This window comes from Pseudomonas brassicacearum (genome assembly GCF_003732225.1).
Lineage (GTDB): Bacteria > Pseudomonadota > Gammaproteobacteria > Pseudomonadales > Pseudomonadaceae > Aquipseudomonas > Aquipseudomonas brassicacearum_E.
In genome coordinates, this window is record NZ_MOBJ01000034.1 from 464,857 (window position 1) to 482,931 (window position 18,075).

The 18,075-nt window shown below is 59.3% G+C and carries 20 protein-coding genes; 6 read left to right on the forward strand and 14 right to left on the reverse strand.

The window, feature by feature from the left end; translation table 11 throughout:
• Positions 1-49: 49 nt before the first annotated feature.
• The 9 genes from thrC to ffh all read right to left on the reverse strand — a co-directional run bounded on the left by thrC (position 50) and on the right by ffh (position 8,583).
• The gene (gene thrC / locus BK659_RS26720) at positions 50-1,459 is read right to left on the reverse strand and encodes a threonine synthase (protein WP_123428637.1); all 1,410 of its coding nucleotides are present in this window, start codon (positions 1,457-1,459) and stop codon (positions 50-52) included.
• 66 nt (positions 1,460-1,525) lie between these two features.
• Complete coding sequence (locus BK659_RS26725) at positions 1,526-2,830, reverse strand: homoserine dehydrogenase (RefSeq protein WP_123428639.1); 1,305 nt, start codon at positions 2,828-2,830, stop codon at positions 1,526-1,528.
• 136 nt (positions 2,831-2,966) lie between these two features.
• A complete protein-coding gene (locus BK659_RS26730) occupies positions 2,967-3,698 on the reverse strand; it encodes a DsbC family protein (protein WP_123428641.1) in 732 nt (243 codons plus the stop codon).
• Between the two features lie 261 nt (positions 3,699-3,959).
• A complete protein-coding gene (gene xerD / locus BK659_RS26735; protein WP_123428643.1) occupies positions 3,960-4,856 on the reverse strand; it encodes a site-specific tyrosine recombinase XerD in 897 nt (298 codons plus the stop codon).
• Positions 4,857-5,012: 156 nt separating this feature from the next.
• Entirely contained in the window at positions 5,013-5,363 is a 351-nt protein-coding gene (gene rplS / locus BK659_RS26740; RefSeq protein WP_003175895.1) for a 50S ribosomal protein L19, read from the reverse strand.
• 45 nt (positions 5,364-5,408) lie between these two features.
• A complete protein-coding gene (trmD, locus tag BK659_RS26745) occupies positions 5,409-6,182 on the reverse strand; it encodes a tRNA (guanosine(37)-N1)-methyltransferase TrmD (protein WP_174244565.1) in 774 nt (257 codons plus the stop codon).
• Complete coding sequence (gene rimM / locus BK659_RS26750) at positions 6,164-6,700, reverse strand: ribosome maturation factor RimM (protein WP_123428645.1); 537 nt, start codon at positions 6,698-6,700, stop codon at positions 6,164-6,166. Before rimM ends, trmD begins: the two co-directional genes overlap by 19 nt.
• 5 nt (positions 6,701-6,705) lie before the next feature.
• The gene (gene rpsP / locus BK659_RS26755; protein ID WP_003209587.1) at positions 6,706-6,957 is read right to left on the reverse strand and encodes a 30S ribosomal protein S16; all 252 of its coding nucleotides are present in this window, start codon (positions 6,955-6,957) and stop codon (positions 6,706-6,708) included.
• A 249-nt stretch (positions 6,958-7,206) separates the two neighbouring features.
• The gene (gene ffh, locus BK659_RS26760; RefSeq protein WP_019692014.1) at positions 7,207-8,583 is read right to left on the reverse strand and encodes a signal recognition particle protein; all 1,377 of its coding nucleotides are present in this window, start codon (positions 8,581-8,583) and stop codon (positions 7,207-7,209) included.
• Between the two features lie 208 nt (positions 8,584-8,791).
• Here ffh and BK659_RS26765 point away from each other — a divergent pair, with 208 nt between their 5' ends.
• From BK659_RS26765 to BK659_RS26775, 3 genes are all read left to right on the forward strand, one after another.
• A complete protein-coding gene (locus tag BK659_RS26765) occupies positions 8,792-9,604 on the forward strand; it encodes a cytochrome C assembly family protein (RefSeq protein ID WP_123428647.1) in 813 nt (270 codons plus the stop codon).
• A gap of 12 nt (positions 9,605-9,616) precedes the next feature.
• Complete coding sequence (locus tag BK659_RS26770) at positions 9,617-10,882, forward strand: transporter associated domain-containing protein (RefSeq protein WP_123428649.1); 1,266 nt, start codon at positions 9,617-9,619, stop codon at positions 10,880-10,882.
• Positions 10,883-10,953: 71 nt separating this feature from the next.
• A complete protein-coding gene (locus BK659_RS26775; RefSeq protein ID WP_123428651.1) occupies positions 10,954-12,270 on the forward strand; it encodes an MFS transporter in 1,317 nt (438 codons plus the stop codon).
• Positions 12,271-12,450: 180 nt separating this feature from the next.
• Here BK659_RS26775 and purT read toward each other — a convergent pair whose 3' ends face one another.
• The 5 genes from purT to BK659_RS26800 all read right to left on the reverse strand — a co-directional run bounded on the left by purT (position 12,451) and on the right by BK659_RS26800 (position 15,812).
• The gene (gene purT, locus BK659_RS26780) at positions 12,451-13,632 is read right to left on the reverse strand and encodes a formate-dependent phosphoribosylglycinamide formyltransferase (protein WP_123428653.1); all 1,182 of its coding nucleotides are present in this window, start codon (positions 13,630-13,632) and stop codon (positions 12,451-12,453) included.
• Between the two features lie 99 nt (positions 13,633-13,731).
• Positions 13,732-14,199 carry a VUT family protein gene (locus BK659_RS26785; RefSeq protein WP_123428655.1) on the reverse strand — a complete coding sequence of 156 codons (468 nt, stop codon included), beginning with the start codon at positions 14,197-14,199 and terminating at the stop codon, positions 13,732-13,734.
• Positions 14,200-14,407: 208 nt separating this feature from the next.
• Positions 14,408-14,623, reverse strand: coding sequence for a DUF1289 domain-containing protein (locus tag BK659_RS26790; RefSeq protein ID WP_123428657.1), 216 nt, complete (start codon positions 14,621-14,623; stop codon positions 14,408-14,410).
• Positions 14,620-15,144, reverse strand: a complete 525-nt coding sequence (locus BK659_RS26795; RefSeq protein WP_123428659.1) for a gamma carbonic anhydrase family protein — start codon at positions 15,142-15,144, stop codon at positions 14,620-14,622. The genes BK659_RS26790 and BK659_RS26795 overlap by 4 nt, the downstream gene beginning before the upstream one ends.
• A 68-nt stretch (positions 15,145-15,212) precedes the next feature.
• Complete coding sequence (locus tag BK659_RS26800; protein WP_123428661.1) at positions 15,213-15,812, reverse strand: CoA pyrophosphatase; 600 nt, start codon at positions 15,810-15,812, stop codon at positions 15,213-15,215.
• A 147-nt stretch (positions 15,813-15,959) separates the two neighbouring features.
• Here BK659_RS26800 and BK659_RS26805 point away from each other — a divergent pair, with 147 nt between their 5' ends.
• The 3 genes from BK659_RS26805 to BK659_RS26815 all read left to right on the forward strand — a co-directional run bounded on the left by BK659_RS26805 (position 15,960) and on the right by BK659_RS26815 (position 18,064).
• The gene (locus tag BK659_RS26805; RefSeq protein ID WP_123428663.1) at positions 15,960-16,511 is read left to right on the forward strand and encodes an NUDIX hydrolase; all 552 of its coding nucleotides are present in this window, start codon (positions 15,960-15,962) and stop codon (positions 16,509-16,511) included.
• Positions 16,512-16,548: 37 nt separating this feature from the next.
• Complete coding sequence (locus tag BK659_RS26810; RefSeq protein WP_123428665.1) at positions 16,549-17,052, forward strand: L,D-transpeptidase family protein; 504 nt, start codon at positions 16,549-16,551, stop codon at positions 17,050-17,052.
• Positions 17,053-17,332: 280 nt separating this feature from the next.
• The gene (locus BK659_RS26815) at positions 17,333-18,064 is read left to right on the forward strand and encodes a GntR family transcriptional regulator (protein WP_123428667.1); all 732 of its coding nucleotides are present in this window, start codon (positions 17,333-17,335) and stop codon (positions 18,062-18,064) included.
• Positions 18,065-18,075: the final 11 nt, after the last annotated feature.

The window sequence follows — 18,075 nt, forward strand, 5'->3', positions numbered from 1 at the left end:
TGAGAAAGCCCGTCAGGAGACGGGCTTCAAAATGTGACAGGTTTTCCAGTCAGAGTGGCTTGCCGCGGTTGCCATGCTGACTGACAAAGGCCTGCACGGCTTTCAGGTCGTTTGGCAAAACTGTGCAGCGCTCATCTCGCTCAAACAAATCAGAAAGATGGGCTGGCAGTTCAAGCGCTTTTCCTACGCCGGCTTTTTCGACGGCCTCGGGGAATTTGACCGGGTGGGCCGTTCCCAGAATCACCATCGGAATATCCAGGCTACGCCGGCACTCACGCGCAGCCTTGACGCCGATGGCGGTATGCGGATCGAGCAGTTCACCGGTTTGTTCGAAGACTTCAGCGATGGTCTCGCAGGTTTGCGTGTCATCCACGGCCAGCGAGTCGAAGAGTTTGCGCGCTTCGGTCCAGCGCTCTTGCTCGACGCTGAAACCGCCACCTTGCTTGAAGGTGTCCATCAGGCCTGCAATCGCGGCACCGTTGCGACCGTGCAGGTCGAACAGCAGGCGCTCGAAGTTCGAGGAAACCATGATGTCCATCGACGGCGACAGGGTCGCGTGCAGGGTTTCCTTGACGTACTGATTGCCGCTCATGAAGCGGTGCAGGATGTCGTTGCGGTTGGTGGCGACGATCAACTGGTTGATCGGCAAACCCATGTTGCGTGCCAGGTAGCCAGCGAAGATGTCGCCGAAGTTGCCGGTTGGCACCGAGAACGACACCGAACGCGCCGGGCCGCCCAACTGCAGGGCTGCGTGGAAGTAGTAGACGATCTGGGCCATGATCCGCGCCCAGTTGATCGAGTTCACCGCCACCAGACGCGTGCCTTTGAGGAAGCTCTGGTCGGCGAAGCTGGCCTTGACCATTTCCTGGCAGTCATCGAAGTTGCCTTCGATGGCGATGTTGTGGATGTTCTCACCAAAAATGGTGGTCATCTGCCGACGCTGCACTTCAGACACACGGTTGTGCGGGTGCAGGATGAAGATGTCGACGTTTTCGCAGTGCTTGCAGCCTTCGATGGCGGCCGAACCGGTATCACCCGAGGTGGCGCCGACGATGACCACACGCTCGCCGCGCTTTTCCAGCACGTAATCGAGCAGGCGACCGAGCAGTTGCAGAGCGAAATCCTTGAACGCCAGGGTCGGGCCGTGGAACAGCTCCAGCACCCATTCGTTACCGTTCAGCTGACGCAACGGCGCTACGGCGTTGTGCGAGAACACGCCGTAGGTTTCTTCGAGGATTTTCTTGAAGTCGGCGTCAGGAATGCTGCCGGTGACAAACGGGCGCATCACCCGGAAAGCCAGCTCGTGGTATGGCAGGCCGGCCCAGGAAGCGATTTCTTCCTGGGTGAAACGCGGCAGGTTTTCCGGCACGTACAGGCCGCCGTCGCTGGCCAGACCTGCCAACAGAACGTCTTCGAAATTCAGGGCCGGTGCCTGGCCGCGGGTACTGATATAACGCATGACTGGCTCCAATAGACAGTGTTCGCAAACCCGGGCCCGCAGGCGAGCCCGGTGAACGATAACGGCTTAGTTCAGGTGCTCGACGCGGATCCGTACGACCGGACCGACCACGCCAGCCAACGCTTCGAGGGCGGCGATCGCGTCGTTCATGTGCTGTTCCAGCACACGGTGAGTCAGCAGGATCATCGGCACCAGACCGTCATGCTCTTCGACTTCTTTCTGCATGATCGATTCGATGTTGATGCCGCGCTCCGACAGGATGCTCGCCACCTGAGCCAGCACGCCCGGATGGTCCTTGGCCTGAATGCGCAGGTAGTAAGCGCTTTCGCAGGCTTCGATCGGCAGGATCGGGTGGGCCGACAGCGAATCCGGCTGGAAGGCCAGGTGCGGTACACGGTTTTCCGGGTCGCAGGTCATGGCGCGAACCACATCCACCAGGTCCGCGATCACCGACGAAGCCGTAGGTTCCATGCCAGCGCCAGCGCCGTAGAACAGCGTCGAACCGGCGGCGTCGCCGTTGACCATCACCGCGTTCATCACGCCGTTGACGTTGGCGATCAGACGATCGGCCGGGATCAGGGTCGGGTGTACGCGCAGTTCGATGCCGCTGGCGGTGCTGCGTGCCACGCCCAGGTGCTTGATGCGATAGCCCAGGGCTTCGGCGTAGTTCACGTCAGCGGTGGTCAGCTTGGTGATGCCTTCGGTGTAGGCCTTGTCGAATTGCAGCGGGATACCGAAAGCGATCGATGCCAGGATCGTCAGCTTGTGCGCTGCGTCGATACCTTCGACGTCGAAGGTCGGATCGGCTTCGGCGTAACCCAGGGCTTGCGCCTCGGCGAGTACGTCTTCGAAGGTGCGGCCCTTCTCACGCATTTCGGTGAGGATGAAGTTGCCGGTGCCGTTGATGATGCCGGCGACCCAGTTGATGCGGTTGGCCGACAGGCCTTCACGAATCGCCTTGATCACCGGAATACCACCGGCCACCGCGGCTTCGAAAGCGACGATAACGCCCTTCTCGCGGGCCTTGGCGAAGATTTCGTTGCCGTGAACGGCGATCAGCGCCTTGTTCGCGGTTACTACGTGTTTTCCGTTCTCGATCGCTTTGAGTACCAGCTCACGGGCAACGGTGTAGCCGCCCATCAACTCTATGACGATGTCGATCTCAGGGTTCGTGGCCACTTCGAAGACATCGTTGGTAATCGCAATACCGGTCGTCTGGAACTGAGGCTTTGGCGTGCGCATGGCAATTTGTGCCACTTCGATTCCACGCCCGGCACGACGAGCAATTTCCTCGGCGTTGCGCTGAAGTACGTTGAAGGTACCGCCACCGACGGTCCCTAACCCACAGATGCCTACTTTGACCGGTTTCACTGTGAACTCCCCATAAAACGGCCGACTCAAGGTCGGCCGTGGAAAACAGCCGCACGCTGTGCGGCTTTCTATTAATGGAACGCCGACTGCTGTCGCCGCTCCATGATCGTCAAAGGCTTACCGTGACGACGCAGGATTATTTCGCACCCAGTGCCAGTTTGGCGACTTGTGGTGCTGGCTGGTAGCCCGGAATCACTTGGCCATCGGCCAAAACGATGGCCGGTGTACCGTTCACGCCGATCGACTGACCCAGGGCGAACTGCTTGGAAACCGGGTTGGCGCACTTGGCAGCCTTGATTTCCTTGCCATCGACCATTTTGTCCATCGCGGCTTTTTTGTCAGTGGAACACCAGACGGCTTGCAGTTGCTCGTCACCCGGCGAACCGAGGCCCTGGCGCGGGAAAGCAACATAACGCACTTCGATACCCATTTTGTTCAATGCAGGCACTTCGGCGTGCAATTTGTGGCAGTACGGGCAGGTGGTGTCGGTGAACACGGTGATGTGGGTCTTGGTTTCGCCAATCGCCGGGTAAACCACGGTTTCAGCGACCGGAATACCGTTGATCAACTTGGAGATGCCCAGACGCTCGGCCTTCTCGGTCAGGTTGACCGGTTTGCCGTCCTTGAGCTGGAACAGGTAGCCCTGAACGATGTACTGGCCGTCGGCGCTGGCGTACAGCACGCGGCTGCCCTTGAGTTTGACTTCGTAGAGACCGGCCAGCGGGCTGGCACTGATGGACTCGATCGGAGTGTCGAGCTGGAGGGTTTCCAGGCTTTTACGAATGGCTTTATCAGCCGCATCATCGGCGACGGCAAAGGTGCTGACCAACGCAATGGCTGCGGCGGCGAAAATCTGGGTCAGACGCATGAGAACTCCTGAAGGCGGGCAAATGGATCGGCTAGAACGCCCGTAATGAAACACCGGGTCATAACCGCCCATCGTGCAAACCCCCAAAGCCTACCACATAAGGCCCGCGTGGCCGAATGGAGCTGACACAAGACATCATGGGAAACACAAGCCCTTTGTGGGAGCGAGCTTGCTCGCGATTGCGGTGGCACATCCAGCATTGATGTGACTGGCAGATAGCTATCGCGAGCAAGCTCGCTCCCACATAAAGCAAAACAGCAATCAGCCCCTCGGATGGTGCTTGGCGTGCAGGTCTTGCAAACGGGCGCGCGCAACGTGGGTGTAGATCTGGGTGGTCGACAGGTCGCTATGACCGAGCAGCATCTGCACCACACGCAAATCGGCGCCGTGGTTGAGCAGATGGGTGGCGAAGGCGTGGCGCAAGGTGTGCGGTGACAGAGACTTGCCGATCCCGGCGACTTTGGCCTGGTGCTTGATGCGATGCCAGAAGGTCTGGCGGGTCATCTGCTCACCGCGCAAGCTCGGGAACAGCACATCGCTGGGCCGCCCGCCAAGCAATTCGCTGCGCGCATCGCGCATGTAACGCTCGACCCAGACGATCGCCTCCTCGCCCATCGGCACCAGTCGCTCCTTGCTGCCCTTGCCCATGACTCGCAGCACGCCCTGACGCAGATTGATCTGCTCCAGCGTCAGGCTGATCAGCTCGGTGACCCGCAGGCCGCAGGCGTACAAAACTTCCAGCATGGCGCGATCACGCTGGCCGATTGCTTCGCTCAGATCCGGTGCAGCAAGCAAGGCTTCCACGTCCGCTTCCGACAGCGACTTGGGCAATGGCCTGCCGAGTTGCGGCATGTCGACACGCAATGTCGGGTCAACGGCAATCAGCTTTTCACGCAGCAAATAGCGATAGAACCCACGTACACCCGAAAGAAACCGTGCAGTAGAACGAGGTTTATAGTTTTGTTCGAGGCGCCAGGCCAGGTGATCGAGGATCAACTCGCGCCCGGCGTTGACCAGTTCCAGCCCCTTCTCCTGCAACCAGCCGTTGAACAGGGCCAGGTCACTGCGATAGGCGTCACGGGTGTTATCCGACAGGCCTTTCTCCAGCCACAGGGCGTCGAGAAACTGGTCTATCAGTGGATGATCGATGGCGGGCATAAAGGCTCAAGCAAAACAGACAAAAACTGAAAGGTGGCGAACAGTCTTTCATAGCATGGCCGTTCGCGGAACCCTTGTACTTTCAGGGAACGGAATAAATGACGGGCAACAAAAAAGCAGCCCGTAGGCTGCTTTTTTCTGCATCGGAAGCTGGACTTAAGCCAGTTTTTCCTTGATGCGAGCTGCTTTACCCGACAGGTCACGCAGGTAGTACAGCTTGGCTTTACGTACGTCACCGCGACGCTTGACAGCCATGCTGTCGATTTGCGGGCTGTAGGTCTGGAAAGTACGCTCTACGCCAACACCGTTGGAGATTTTACGAACAGTGAAAGCACTGTTCACACCACGGTTACGCTTGGCGATAACGACGCCTTCGAACGCTTGCAGACGCGAACGGTCGCCTTCCTTCACTTTCACCTGAACGACAATGGTGTCGCCCGGGGCAAAGGTAGGGATCTCTTTGGTCATCTGCTCTGCTTCGAGTGCAAGGATGATTTTGTTAGTCATGCTGTGCTCCTAAGGTAAATCGTCGGATCTACCATCGATACGTTGTTAACTATCGTCCCGCTCGCGGATGTATTCCTCGAGCAGCTTCTTCTCTTCTCCAGAAAGCGAGCGGCTTTCCAGAAGATCGGCGCGTCGTTCAAAGGTCCTACCAAGGGACTGCTGTAAACGCCAACGCCGGATATGCGCGTGATTGCCACTTAGCAACACGTCGGGAACACGCTGATCCGCATACACCTCAGGTCGGGTGTAGTGCGGGCAATCCAGCAGACCATCCGTAAAGGAATCTTCCTCGGCGGAGTCCGCATGCCCTAAAGCTCCAGGCAGCAGTCGTGTAACCGCATCGATCAGGACCATCGCCGGCAGCTCGCCGCCAGACAGTACATAGTCGCCAATCGACCACTCTTCATCGACATGAGCCTCAATAAAACGCTCGTCAATGCCTTCATAGCGGCCGGCAATCAGGATTAATGCTTCCTCATTCGCCAACTCGCGTACCGCCGACTGAGTCAGTTGGCGGCCTTGGGGCGACAGGTAAATTACCTTCGCCGCCTCCCCGGCTGCTGCCTTGGCCTGAACCAGAGCATCTTCCAGGGGCTTGATCTTCATCACCATGCCCGGGCCACCGCCAAATGGGCGATCGTCCACAGTGTGATGTCGATCCGTCGTGTAGTCTCGCGGATTCCAACAGGTCAGCTGCAACAGCCCCTGCTTCACCGCACGACTGGTGATGCCGTACTCGCTGATGGCGGAGAACATCTCGGGAAACAAACTGATCACTTCTACGCGCAAGTTAGCCACGCTTAGAAGTCCGCATCCCATTCCACCTTCATCTCGCCTGCGGCAAGGTCGACGGCCAACACGCATTGCTCCGTATAGGGCAACAAGCGTTCGCGATCATCCAGGCTGCCAGCGCAAGGCTTGACCACCATTACATCATTGGCGCCGGTTTCCAGAAGATGATCGATCTTCCCGAGCAATTGCCCGAGTTGGTCAATAACCTTCAGACCTTCCAGCTGGTACCAGTAGTACTCGCCGTCGGTCAATTCAGGGAACAGGTTGCGCGGCACGCAGATCTCATAACCGGCCAGAAGACGAGCTTCTTCACGATCATCAAGACCTTTGAGCTTCGCGACCAGGAACTTGTCGTTCCCGCGTCCGCTGACCAGCTCAACCTGTTTAACGCTGCCTTCGCGCTTGAGCGTCCAGGTTTTGTATTGCAACAGGTTTTCAGTCGGATCAGTAAAGGAGTAAACCTTCACTTCGCCGCGAACGCCATGAACAGAATAAATCTTGCCGATAACGATCAAATCATCAGCAATGGCTGGCGTCGCGTTCATATTGCTCAGGCCGCAGCCTTAGATGCATCCTTCAACAACTGAGCAACACGCTCAGAAGGTTGTGCACCAACGCTCAGCCAGTAGGCTACGCGCTCTTGGTTCACGGACAGGCGGACTTCTTGACCACGAGCGATCGGGTTGAAGAAACCAACTTGTTCTTTGTGCGAACCGTCGCGTGGGTTGCGGCTGTCGGTCACGGTCAAGTGGTAGAACGGGCGCTTTTTGGAGCCGCCAAGGGCAAGACGGATTGTTAGCATGTGAACATAGTTCCTGTAGTCGGTGCTGCAAATCTAAATGCACAGCGGGCATAGGTGCCCGAAAGGCCGCATATTCTAAGGAATATCCGGACTTTTGCAAATGTCTTTTTCCGGCACCTGTCAGTGTGCCATCCAGATTTGCTATAGAGCCGTTGCGAACAACGGCGAGTCAGCTCCCGCCAATGCGGGCTTGCTGTTGGTCCCACGTCCGTGTGGGGCCGCGCCGACATGACTGCCGACGCGAATCTTTTACATTTTCGGCATGCCGCCGCCGGGCAACATACCGCCCATGCCGCGCATCATTTTGGCCATTCCGCCTTTGGCGGAGAACTTCTTCATCATCTTCTGCATCTGCTTGTGCTGCTTGATCAAGCGACCGATGTCCTGCACCTGGGTGCCGGAACCCATGGCGATCCGACGTTTGCGCGAACCGCTGATCAGCTCAGGGTCGCGGCGCTCGGCCGGGGTCATGGAATTGATGATGGCTTCCATCTGCTTGAATTGCTTCTCTGCCGCGCCCTGGGCATTGCCCATTTGCGCCAGATTCACCCCACCGATGTTCGGCAGTTTGTCCATGAGCCCACCGAGGCCGCCCATGTTCTTCATCTGTTGCAGCTGATCACGGAAGTCTTCGAGGTCGAAGCCTTTGCCTTTCTTCAGCTTTTTCGCCAGCTTGTCGGCCTTGTCCTTGTCGAGGGTCGCTTCAGCCTGTTCGATCAGGCTGAGCACGTCGCCCATGCCAAGGATGCGCGAGGCGATCCGCTCAGGGTGGAACGGCTCGAGGGCTTCGGTTTTCTCGCCCATGCCGATGAACTTGATCGGCTTGCCAGTGATCGCACGCACCGACAGCGCGGCACCGCCACGGGCGTCACCGTCGACCTTGGTCAGGATTACACCAGTCAGCGGCAGCGCGTCGCCAAAGGCCTTGGCCGTGATGGCGGCGTCCTGACCGGTCATGGCGTCGACCACAAACAGCGTTTCGACCGGTTTGATCGCCGCGTGCAGGGCCTTGATCTCGCCCATCATCTCTTCGTCGATGTGCAGACGACCGGCGGTATCGACGATGACCACGTCGATGAATTTCAGTCTTGCTTCTTTAATGGCCGCTTCGGCGATGTCGACCGGCTTCTGGCTCAGGTCGGACGGGAAGAACGTCACGCCGATGTCGTTGGCCAGGGTTTCCAGCTGCTTGATCGCGGCCGGACGGTAAACGTCCGCCGATACCACCATGACCGACTTCTTCTTGCGCTCTTTAAGGAAGCGCGCCAGTTTGCCAGCGGTGGTGGTTTTACCGGCACCTTGCAAACCCGCCATCAAGATGACGGCCGGCGGCACGGCGCTCAGATTCAAATCTTCGTTGGCCGCGCCCATCAGGCTTTCGAGTTCGGCCTGGACGATCTTCACGAAGGCCTGGCCCGGCGTCAGGCTGCGCGACACCTCGGTGCCGACAGCGCGTTCCTTGACCGAATTGACGAAGTCTTTGACCACCGGCAAGGCGACGTCGGCTTCGAGCAGCGCCATGCGCACTTCGCGCAGGGTATCTTTGATATTGTCCTCGGTCAGCTTGGCCTTGCCGGTGACATGGCGCAGCGTCTGCGAGAGACGGTCGGTTAAGTTTTCAAACATGCGCGATCCTTTCAGGCCCTATGGAGACCGAGGTAATGGCGGCCCAGACCGTGAAAAACATGTGCTCGGCGAGCCTGCGGCGTGGGCAGGTCGCGGATTATAGCGAAGACTGCGTCTGGCGCACACCCGCCGTCTGGTTGAGTGGTCTTTCGTGCGATGTCGGTTGTATGCCAAACTCAGCCTCTTTCGGGCTTGCCTAACAGGATTTATGCTCCCCTTGTCACCCAGTTTGCTCAGCTCCCTCGCCGCCGCTTGCTTGTACGCCGCTGCGACTCTCTATCAAGGCACTCGCCTGGCCCAAGGCGCCAAGGCGAACAAACGCCTGCTGGTCTCGCTCGGCATCCTTGCCGTGCTGGCCCACAGCGCGAGCCTGTTCACCCACCTGATGACGCCGATTGGCCTGGGCCTGGACTTTTTCAGTGCCGCCAGCCTGATCGCCGCTGCCGTGATTGCGCTGACGCTGCTGGCCTGCTCACGGATCCCGGTGGAAAACCTGCTGGTGCTGTTATTCCCGCTGGGAATGGCCACGGTGCTGCTAGCGCAGTTCGCGCCGTCGGGCACGGTGCAGGTGATCGACGAAGAGCCGGGGATTCTCGCGCACATCCTGTTGTCGATCCTCGCCTATGGCATGTTTACCATCGCGGTGTTCCAGGCCTTGCTGCTGTTGGTCCAGGACCACCAGCTCAAGCACAAGCACCCGTCCGGGCTGATCAAGAACTTCCCGCCGCTGCAAACCATGGAAAGCCTGCTGTTCGGCTTCCTCTGGGCCGGCTGGACCCTGCTGTCGCTGTCGCTGATCTCCGGCTGGCTGTTCGTCGAAAACCTGTTCGCCCAGCATCTGGCGCACAAAACCCTGCTGGCGTGCCTGGCCTGGATCGTCTTCAGTGTATTGCTGTGGGGGCGCAATCGTCTGGGCTGGCGCGGCCACAAAGCCATTCGCTGGACCCTCGCCGGTTTCTGCCTGCTGATGCTGGCCTATTTCGGCAGCAAGCTGGTCCGCGAATTCATCCTGCACATCTGACGGGCATTCGTAATGGATAACCTGCCCATAGGGCCGCTGCTCGCCGTGCTGGCCCTACTGATCTTATGGTCAGGGCTGTTCACCGCCATCGAAGCCGCACAACAACATCTGTTGGCCCAGCGCACCGCCTCGCGCTCTCGCGACAAACCCGTCGCGAAACTCAGCTTCCCGCTCAACAGCCTGATTTTCTGCAATACCGTGTGCCGCGCGCTGGTGGTGGTCATCAGCACGCTGCTGGCGATTTTTGGCTGGGCTGAAAACGGCCCGTGGCTGGCCTGTCTGAGCGCTGCCGCTGCGTTGCTGGTGTTTGCCGACTACCTGCCACGCACCCTCGCCAGCCGTTACCCGGACGCGATCCTGGCGCTGGGCAACACCCTGCTCGGCGTGCCGCTGAAAATTCTTTACCCGGCCGCGTGGCTGTTCAGCAGTATCAGCCAATTGCTACTCAAGCCGTTTGCACGCAATGTCAAGGTCGTCCAGCAAAGCGAAGACGAGCCACCGGCTCCGCAGAACAACGGCACCGACCACGAACACGCAACCTGCCGTCCACACGCGCTGTCGGGCATTCATGCGCTGGACAACATTACCGTCAACGACATTCTGGTGCCGCGCAGTGAAGTCGACGGGATCAACCTGGACGATTCAATCGAGGAAATCATCGAACAGTTGCGCGCCAACAAACGCACGCGCCTGCCGGTGTTTCACAGCGATATCAACCAGGTCGAAGCGGTACTCAATACCCGGCAGATCCGCCATTTGCTGCCCGATGCCAGCCTGACCAAAGAAGCCTTGCTGGCGGCATGTCACGAACCTTACTTCGTCCCGGAAAGTACTCCACTGCAACTGCAACTGCTGAACTTTCACAAGCAGCAGCGCCGCCTGGGCATGGTAGTCGACGAATACGGTGAAGTAGAAGGCATCGTCACCCTGGAAGACATTCTCGAAGAAATCGTCGGCGAATTCGAAAGCCAGCACAGCCTCGACAACCCGCACATTCACCCGCAGGCCGACGGCCGACTGGTGATCGAAGGTGCAGCCTCCATTCGCGAGTTGAACAAGAGCCTTGGCTGGCACCTGCCGAGCGACGGCCCGAAAACCCTTAACGGGCTGGTCACCGAAGCGCTGGAAACCATTCCCGAGAGCGCGGTCTGCCTGAAAATCGGGCGTTATCGCCTGGAAATCCTCGAAACCGAAGACAACCGCGTCAGCCGGGTGTTGATCTGGCACGTAGCCGTTGGCGAGGCCACAAGCCTGCGTTCGGCGGCGAAACCGCTGTAAAACCCACATCCCTGGGTGTTCGACCATAATAATTCGCTCCACCGGAGCACATGACTGTCAGGGATTACCGCATGACTACCAGCACGATTTACAGCGACGCTGCGCCTGCCCAACCGACGAATTCCGCCACGCGGGTCGCGACGGCCAGTTTCATCGGCACCGCCATCGAGTTCTACGACTTCTACGTCTACGCCACGGCCGCCGCACTGGTGATCGGCCCGGTGTTCTTTCCGCAGACGTCCGGCACCGCCCAGATGCTCTCGGCCTTTCTGACCTTCGGCATCGCCTTCCTCGCTCGCCCCATAGGTTCGGCGCTGTTCGGCCACTTCGGTGACCGTATCGGGCGCAAATCAACCCTGGTCGCCTCCTTGCTGCTGATGGGCGTCTGCACCACGCTGATCGGCGTGCTGCCGGGTTACGACAGCATTGGCGCCTGGGCGCCGATCCTGCTGTGTGTGCTGCGCTTCGGCCAAGGCCTTGGGCTGGGCGGCGAATGGGGCGGCGCGGCCTTGCTTGCGACCGAAAACGCGCCAAAGGGCAAACGCGCCTGGTTCGGCATGTTCCCGCAACTCGGCCCTTCGATCGGTTTTCTCGCCGCTAACGGTCTGTTCCTGACCCTAGCCATGACCCTCAACGACGAGCAATTCCGCTCCTGGGGCTGGCGGATCCCGTTCCTGCTCAGCGCCATACTGGTGATGGTCGGTCTGTATGTACGCCTGAAACTGCATGAAACCCCGGTCTTCGCCAACGCGATGGCGCGTCAGGAACGGGTGAAGATCCCGCTGGTCGAGCTGTTCAGCCAATACTGGGCACCGATGCTGCTGGGTGCGGCGGCGATGGTGGTCTGCTATGCGCTGTTCTACATCTCGACGGTGTTTTCCCTGAGTTACGGTGTTTCGACCCTGGGTTACAGCCGCGAAACCTTCCTCGGCCTGCTGTGCTTCGCCGTGCTGTTCATGGCCGCCGCCACACCGATGTCGGCCTGGGCCAGTGACCGTTTCGGGCGTAAACCGGTGCTGATCATCGGTGGCGTGCTGGCGATTCTCTCGGGCTTCACCATGGAACCGCTGCTGACCCACGGTACGACATGGGGCGTGGCGCTGTTCCTGTGCATCGAGCTGTTTCTGATGGGCGTGACGTTCGCCCCGATGGGTGCGCTGCTGCCTGAGCTGTTCCCCACCCGTGTGCGTTATACCGGCGCGTCGGCGGCCTACAACCTGGGCGGCATTGTTGGCGCTTCGGCGGCACCGTTCTTCGCGCAGAAGCTGGTGGCGATGGGCGGCTTGAGTTGGGTCGGCGGGTATGTGTCAGCGGCAGCAGTGATCAGCTTGATAGCTGTGCTGTGCCTGAAAGAGACAAGGAATAACGACCTGAATCAGGTCTCTTAAAGCAAGAGCATCGCGAGCAAGCTCGCTCCCACAGGATTCCCGGTTGGTCACAGATATTGTGTACACCCAAATCCAATGTGGGAGCGAGCTTGCTCCCACAGGATTCTCGGTTGATCACAGATTTTGTGTACACCCAAATCCAATGTGGGAGCGAGCTTGCTCGCGATGGCTGCGACGCGGTTACAGCTCTACTACAACAGCTTGGGAAGCGCGGGTCGCTTTGGCGCGAGCCGCTTCGATCGACTCGTCACGCGCCAAGGCAACGCCCATGCGGCGCTGACCGTTGACTTCCGGCTTACCGAACAGACGCAGTGCGGTGTCCGGCTCGGCCAGTGCAGCACCGAGGTTGGCAAAAGCGGTCTGGGTCGACTGCCCTTCCACCAGGATCACCGCCGATGCCGACGGGCCGAACTGACGGATCAGCGGAATCGGCAGGCCGAGAATCGCCCGTGCATGCAAGGCGAACTGCGACAGATCCTGAGAAATCAGGGTCACCAGACCGGTGTCATGCGGGCGCGGCGAGACTTCGCTGAACCACACCTGATCACCCTTGATGAACAACTCAACGCCGAACAGACCACGGCCACCCAGGGCTTCGGTCACGGCTTTGGCCACGCGCTCGGATTCCCCCAGCGCAATCGGGCTCATGGCTTGCGGCTGCCAGGACTCCTGATAGTCGCCCTTCTCCTGACGATGACCGACTGGCGCACAGAACGTGGTACCGCCAATGTGACGAACGGTGAGCAAGGTGATTTCGTAGTCGAAGTCGATGAAACCTTCGATGATCACCCGACCTTTACCGGCACGACCGCCTTCCTGCGCGTAATCCCAGGCTTTCTGCACGTCATCGACGCTGCGCAGCAGGCTCTGGCCTTTGCCCGAGGAGCTCATGACTGGCTTGACCACACACGGGAAGCCCAGGTCGTCGACTGCCTTGCGGTAGTCTTCGAAGGTATCGGCGAAGTGATACGGCGAGGTCGGCAGGTCCAGCTCTTCAGCCGCCAGACGACGGATACCTTCACGGTTCATGGTCAGCTGCGCGGCGCGAGCGGTCGGGATCACGGTGAAGCCTTCGGCTTCCAGTTCGACCAGCGTGGCGGTGGCGATGGCTTCGATTTCCGGCACGATGAAGTGCGGCTTTTCGGCTTCGATCACTGCACGCAGGGCAGCGCCGTCGAGCATGTTGATCACGTGGCTACGATGCGCCACCTGCATCGCCGGCGCGTTGGCGTAACGATCCACGGCAATCACTTCAACGCCAAGGCGTTGCAGCTCGATCACCACTTCCTTGCCCAACTCACCACAGCCACACAGCAATACGCGGGTCGCGGTTGGCGACAATGGAGTTCCGATACGGGTCATCTCAGGTCCTCAAAGGAGCGGATCATCGAGGGTCGCAGCGCCAGGCGCGCTTCCCTCAGGGAGAAAGCGCGGCATTTTACATGAACCTGAGGGTTTGGCTCAGCTTGCCAGCGCGTTCTTGCGCAAACGCCAGGCCATGGCCAGCCAGACGATGGTCACACCGGCGAATTTCGAACCCAGGGCAGTGAGGATCACGCCCGGTGTCAGGGCATCGATCATGCCGAAGAAGATGAAAGTATCCAGCGGAATACTCAGTGCCGAACTTATCCACAGACGGTCGTGCAGCGGGCGCTTGGTGATGCTGAACACCAGCCAGTCAATGCACTCCGAAACCGCGAAGGCCGTGGCACTGGCCAGGGCGATGGACGGATCGGAGGTGATGTAGGACAGCACCAGCGCCGCCAGCATCGCGGCAAGCGCGCCGTGACCGAAACGGGTTTGCACCATGTCGCGCAGCACGAACACCAGGCCACCCCAGGCCGACCAGATGATGTCCAGGTGCGGGGCAGTGGAAAAGGCGTAGTTGATCAGCACGACGCTGCTGATGTAAGCGATCAGGAAGAGCATGGGGCGCGGGGATACCTGTCAATTTTGGTGCACAGGGTACTTTAGCCATACAAAGCCGCCAAACCCAAATGCAGATCCCCGTAGCAGCTGCCGAAGGCTGCGTTCGGCTGCGTAGCAGTCGTAAATCCTGAGCCCTCGGTTTACCTGTAAAGACCGCATCACCTGATTTCACGACTGCTACGCAGCCGAACGCAGGCTACGCCAGCTGCTACGGGTTCGGAGTTTTGCCCAGCATCCAGATCAATCCACTGGATTTGGCCCGTTCATGACACAACCCCAGCACCTTGCGGCGCTCATCGTTGTCCATGCGGCTCCAGCGGGTGATCTCGTCCACCGAGCGTTGGCACCCGGTGCAAATATCGTCCTCATCCAGCGCACAAATATTCACGCACGGCGAGGGTACGGGTCTTTCGGTGGCGTTCATTCTTCCTGCTCGACCAGATCGCGGGCATAGCGCTGCGAGTTATGCACATAGTGAGCGGCGCTGGCTTCGAGCATTTTCTTCTGAGGTTCGGTCAGCTCCCGCACCACTTTGCCCGGCGAGCCCATGACCAGCGAACCATCAGGGATTTCCTTGCCTTCGCCGATCAGCGAGTTGGCGCCGATGATGCAGTTCTTGCCGATTTTCGCGCCGTTGAGGATCACCGCATTGATGCCGATCAGGCTGTAGTCGCCCACCGTGCAACCGTGCAGCATGGCGTTGTGGCCGATGGTCACGCCGGTGCCGATGGTCAGCGGGAAGCCCATGTCGGTGTGCATCACGGTGCCATCCTGCACGTTACTGTTCTTGCCGATCAGGATCAGCTCGTTGTCACCGCGCAATACCGCGTTGAACCAGACGTTGGCCCCCTCTTCCAGCTTGACCCTGCCTACCAACACGGCGTTGGGTGCGACCCAGCTCTGCGGGTGGGTTTCGACACGGGCGTCGCCCAGGCGGTATTTCATCTTTTCATCCTCAAGGCCAGGCAGGCTCACTAGCAAAAAGCAGGGCTCACGCCATGCGCACGATGGCTTCAAATATTGATAAAGCTATTCGGGGGTTGATGCAGGCTGATCTGCGCGTCATAGAGCAGGTTGATCAGCTCGACGATCATGATCGCGGTCAGGCCCCAGATTTTGTATTCGCCATAACGATAGCTCGGCACATACCAACTGCGGCCCTGATAATCGATGCGGTGCGTGTGCTCACGCGGGTCTTTGCGGAAAAACTCCAGCGGCACACTGAACACCGCGGCAATTTCAGCGTCGTTGGCGCGGTACTCGACGAAGTCCGGAATCACCCCGACGTAAGGCGTGACCTTGATCCCATGCAGGGAAATCAACGGGCTCAGCGGGCCGATGACCTCCACCAAACCCGGTGGCAGGCCGATTTCTTCTTCGGCTTCGCGCAATGCGGTGAAAATCAGGTCCGGATCTTCCGGATCACGTCGCCCGCCAGGGAAGGCCACTTCACCGCCATGGGTCGAGAGCCCGCTGGCGCGCAAGGTCAGAACCAGCTCCGGCTCGTCACTGCGGGTGATAGGCACCAGGACCGCTGCCTCCGGAAAACGTCGGTCGGTTTCCAGGGTACGCGGCGTGTGGTTGCTTACCCGATGCAGTAGCTCGTCCAGCATGAGTGCTCTCGATTTGTTAGCTACCTTGCATCATGCACCAAACACACCGACCGCCCAACCCCTGAACCGTGGCATGTCGCTAAACGACAACTTGCCGACAGACACCGCCGCACGCCAAGATAGGCACAGCCTTTTCGGAAGCCCAGCATGAATTTCTGCAGCCAGTGCGGCAACCCGGTCACCCAACGCATTCCCGAAGGCGATTCGCGCCTGCGGTATGTCTGCGACAAGTGCCAGACCATCCATTACCAGAACCCGAATATCGTCGCCGGTTGCCTGCCAACCTGGGGCACTCAGGTGCTGTTGTGCCGCCGCGCCATCGAACCACGCCGTGGTTACTGGACCTTGCCGGCCGGCTTCATGGAAAATGGTGAAACCATCGAACAGGCGGCGATCCGTGAAACCGCCGAAGAGGCCTGTGCTCGGGTGCGCAACCTGAACATCTATACGTTGATCGACGTGCCGCACATCAGTCAGGTGCATGTATTCTTTCGCGCCGAGCTGGTGGACCTGGACTTTGCCGCGGGCGAAGAAAGCCTGGAAGTGAAGCTTTTCGATGAAGCCGACATCCCGTGGTCGGAGCTGGCTTTCCGCACGGTCGGCCGTACCCTAGAATGCTACTTCGCAGACCGCCGGATAGAACATTTCCCTGTGCGTTCCGAATCAATTCCTCCGCTTGCTCAGCCTGCGATCACTTAAACTATAAGTACGCCGTACTCTCAGGGATATCGTTTTAATGCGCTGGTTGCTTGCCCTCTTCTGCCTGTCGTTTGTCATGGTTTCCCAAGCTGCCACCACGGAGACCCTGGACGGCAAAGTCATCGAAAAAGTGTTGGTGCTCAAATCAGCTCACCAGTTGCAGCTGATCAATGATGGCAAGCCACTGCGGACCTATCGCATCTCATTGGGCAAAAACCCCAAGGGCGCGAAGCTTATGGAAGGCGATCGACGCACACCAGAAGGCTTGTATTGGCTGGACTGGCGCAAGGTCAGCGACCGCTTCAACCTGGCCATGCACATCTCCTACCCGAACATCAGCGACTCCGTCCGTTCACGCCGCGAAGGCGTGGAGCCCGGTGGCATGATCATGATTCACGGCACCCCGGACACTGAAGAAAACCCTGAAGAGCTGTTCCATACCCTGGACTGGACCGACGGCTGCATCGGCATGCGCAACGTCGACATGCGCGAAGTCTGGGGTTTGGTCAAAGACGGCACGATGATCGAAATCCGCCCCTGATTCAGTCTTTTCGAAAAATAAATCAAAAGATCGCAGCCTGCGGCAGCTCCTACAGGGTTGATACCATTTCGTCCCGTAGGAGCTGCCGCAGGCTGCGATCTTTGCGCGTGTAACACCCTCCCCTAATACCACTTCAAAGCCAACGCCACCGCGCCCTCCAGCGTGGTGCGCATTTGCTCGCCCCGAGCAGACCACTGGCGTTGACATGGTATTTAAGTGGTATTAGTTTTGCGCCATTACCGGGCGACAAACTCCACTCTCCGCATCGGAACCCAACCCAATGAATCACATCCTGGCCCTGCGCCCTGACGACACCCAGCCAACGCCGTTGTACCTGCAACTGGCACGCAACCTGGAAGCGGCGATTCATGCGGGCCTCTGGAAAGCCGAGCAGGCATTGCCGTCGGAGCGCAACCTCAGCGAAATGCTGAACATCTCCCGCGTGACCGCCCGCAAGGCGCTGGAAGTGCTGTTCGAACAAGGCCTGATCCGTCGCAGCCAAGGCTCCGGCACCTTCATCACTCCGCGCCTCGAACAACCTCTGTCCCGGCTGTCCGGCTTCAGCGAAATGCTCCGCCTCAAAGGCTTCGTGCCGAGTTCGCAATGGCTGGAGCGGGAAATCACCCAGCCGACCCACGAAGAACTGATCCGCCTCGCGCTCTCGCCTTACGACAAGGTCGCGCGTCTCAAGCGCCTGCGCAAAGCCGACGACACCGTAATGGCCATCGAGATGAGCACCCTGCCCGCCTCGATCATTGCCCAGCCGCAAGCGGTCGGTGATTCGCTCTACGAATACCTCGATGGCATCGGAAAACCGGTGGTGCGTGCCCTGCAACACATTCAGGCGATCAACGCTTCGGACGAATTCGCCGCGCTGGTCGGCATCGCTCCCGGCACCGCCATGCTGCTGATGACCCGGGTCGGTTACCTCGAAGACAACACCCCGATCGAAGTCACCGACACCTATTGCCGCAACGACTACTACGACTTTGTCGCAGAGCTTCGACGCTAAGAATCGCGTCG

Coding starts and splice junctions, on each gene's coding strand:
- BK659_RS26785 (WP_123428655.1), bottom strand. CDS start 14,199: ATGCTCTTCCTGATCGCTTACATCAGCAGCGTCGTGCTGATCAACTAC.
- BK659_RS26810 (WP_123428665.1), top strand. CDS start 16,549: ATGCGCTGGTTGCTTGCCCTCTTCTGCCTGTCGTTTGTCATGGTTTCC.
- trmD (WP_174244565.1), bottom strand. CDS start 6,182: ATGGGATGCGGACTTCTAAGCGTGGCTAACTTGCGCGTAGAAGTGATC.
- rpsP (WP_003209587.1), bottom strand. CDS start 6,957: ATGCTAACAATCCGTCTTGCCCTTGGCGGCTCCAAAAAGCGCCCGTTC.
- xerD (WP_123428643.1), bottom strand. CDS start 4,856: ATGCCCGCCATCGATCATCCACTGATAGACCAGTTTCTCGACGCCCTG.
- BK659_RS26775 (WP_123428651.1), top strand. CDS start 10,954: ATGACTACCAGCACGATTTACAGCGACGCTGCGCCTGCCCAACCGACG.
- BK659_RS26815 (WP_123428667.1), top strand. CDS start 17,333: ATGAATCACATCCTGGCCCTGCGCCCTGACGACACCCAGCCAACGCCG.
- BK659_RS26770 (WP_123428649.1), top strand. CDS start 9,617: ATGGATAACCTGCCCATAGGGCCGCTGCTCGCCGTGCTGGCCCTACTG.
- ffh (WP_019692014.1), bottom strand. CDS start 8,583: ATGTTTGAAAACTTAACCGACCGTCTCTCGCAGACGCTGCGCCATGTC.
- BK659_RS26800 (WP_123428661.1), bottom strand. CDS start 15,812: ATGCTGGACGAGCTACTGCATCGGGTAAGCAACCACACGCCGCGTACC.
- BK659_RS26795 (WP_123428659.1), bottom strand. CDS start 15,144: ATGAAATACCGCCTGGGCGACGCCCGTGTCGAAACCCACCCGCAGAGC.
- purT (WP_123428653.1), bottom strand. CDS start 13,632: ATGACCCGTATCGGAACTCCATTGTCGCCAACCGCGACCCGCGTATTG.
- BK659_RS26790 (WP_123428657.1), bottom strand. CDS start 14,623: ATGAACGCCACCGAAAGACCCGTACCCTCGCCGTGCGTGAATATTTGT.
- rplS (WP_003175895.1), bottom strand. CDS start 5,363: ATGACTAACAAAATCATCCTTGCACTCGAAGCAGAGCAGATGACCAAA.
- thrC (WP_123428637.1), bottom strand. CDS start 1,459: ATGCGTTATATCAGTACCCGCGGCCAGGCACCGGCCCTGAATTTCGAA.
- BK659_RS26730 (WP_123428641.1), bottom strand. CDS start 3,698: ATGCGTCTGACCCAGATTTTCGCCGCCGCAGCCATTGCGTTGGTCAGC.
- BK659_RS26765 (WP_123428647.1), top strand. CDS start 8,792: ATGCTCCCCTTGTCACCCAGTTTGCTCAGCTCCCTCGCCGCCGCTTGC.
- rimM (WP_123428645.1), bottom strand. CDS start 6,700: ATGAACGCGACGCCAGCCATTGCTGATGATTTGATCGTTATCGGCAAG.
- BK659_RS26805 (WP_123428663.1), top strand. CDS start 15,960: ATGAATTTCTGCAGCCAGTGCGGCAACCCGGTCACCCAACGCATTCCC.